Source organism: Streptomyces sp. URMC 126 (genome assembly GCF_051386555.1).
In the GTDB taxonomy this organism is placed as follows: domain Bacteria; phylum Actinomycetota; class Actinomycetes; order Streptomycetales; family Streptomycetaceae; genus Streptomyces.
On the sequence record NZ_JBPQTX010000613.1, the window covers coordinates 1 to 1,260 of the forward strand.

Genomic DNA, 1,260 nt, shown 5'->3' on the forward strand with positions numbered 1-1,260 from the left:
GGCGTCAGCCACGGCCGTCCCCGGGGGTGCGCGGCGGGGGCGGGTCCGGCTGGTCCGGCTGGTCCGGCTGGTCCGGCTGGGGCACGCGGTCTCCTCGCCCGGGCGGGCGGAACGACGACAGGGGGCGACGGCGGGGTGACGACGGCAGCGAGCGGCCGACGACAGGGAGCGGCCCATACTTACCAGCGCCCGCCCTCCGGCGGCGTCCCGCGGGGCGGAGTCCGCCGGGAATCGCCCGATGGGCGGTGCGCGGCGGACTCCTCACCTCACTGGCCGTGGCACCGGCCCCGGTGCCTCAGCCCGCCCGGCGGGCGGCCTCGACCGCCCAGTAGGTGAGGATCACCTCGGCGCCGGCGCGGCGGATGGCGGTGAGCGTCTCGTCGACGGCCCGTTCCCGGTCGATCCAGCCGTGCGCCGCGGCGGCCTCCACCATCGCGTACTCCCCGGAGACCTGGTACGCGGCCACCGGGACGCGCGCGTGGTCGGCGACGGCGCGCAGGACGTCCAGGTAGCACAAGGCGGGTTTCACCATGACCAGGTCGGCGCCCTCGGTCTCGTCGAGCGCGAGTTCGCGGAGCGCTCCGGCGGCGTCGCGCGGGTCCATCTGGTAGGTGGTGCGGTCGCCGCCGTGCAGGTCGCACTCGACGGCGTCACGGAACGGGCCGTAGAAAGCGGACGCGTACTTGGCGGTGTACGCGAGGATCGCCGTCTCCTGGTGCCCCGCCGCGTCCAACGCCGCGCGCACGGCCCCGACCTGCCCGTCCATCATGCCGCTCAGGCCGACGCAGTGGGCGCCGGCCCCGGCGTGCAGCACGGCCATGGCGGCGTAGCGCTCCACGGTGGCGTCGTTGTCCACGCGTCCGTCGGGCGTGAGGACGCCGCAGTGGCCGTGGTCGGTGAACTCGTCGAGGCACACGTCGCTCATCACCACCGCCGCGTCCCCGACCTCGTCCGCCGTCTCGCGCAGGGCCCGCTGGAGTATGCCGTCCGGGTCGAGCGCCGCCGAGCCGACGGCGTCCTTCCGCTCGGGCACGGCGAACAGCATCAGCCCGCCCACCCCGGCGGCCACCGCCTCCCGCGCGGCCTTGCGGAGCGACGGCAGCGTGTGCTGTACGACGCCGGGGAGCGCGGCGATCGGGGCGGGTTCGGCGATGCCCTCCTTGACGAACAGGGGCAGCACGAGCTGCCCGGGATGCCAGCGGGTGCCCGCGACGAGGTCCCGCAGGGCGGGGGTACGGCGGAGCCGGCGGGGGCGGAGGA

Annotated in this window: 1 protein-coding gene; it reads right to left on the reverse strand. The window is 76.3% G+C overall.

The window, feature by feature from the left end; all coding sequences use genetic code 11:
* Positions 1-295: 295 nt before the first annotated feature.
* The coding region (hemB, locus tag ACSNOK_RS33105) for a porphobilinogen synthase (protein WP_436784486.1) at positions 296-1,260 on the reverse strand (965 nt) is incomplete at its 5' end.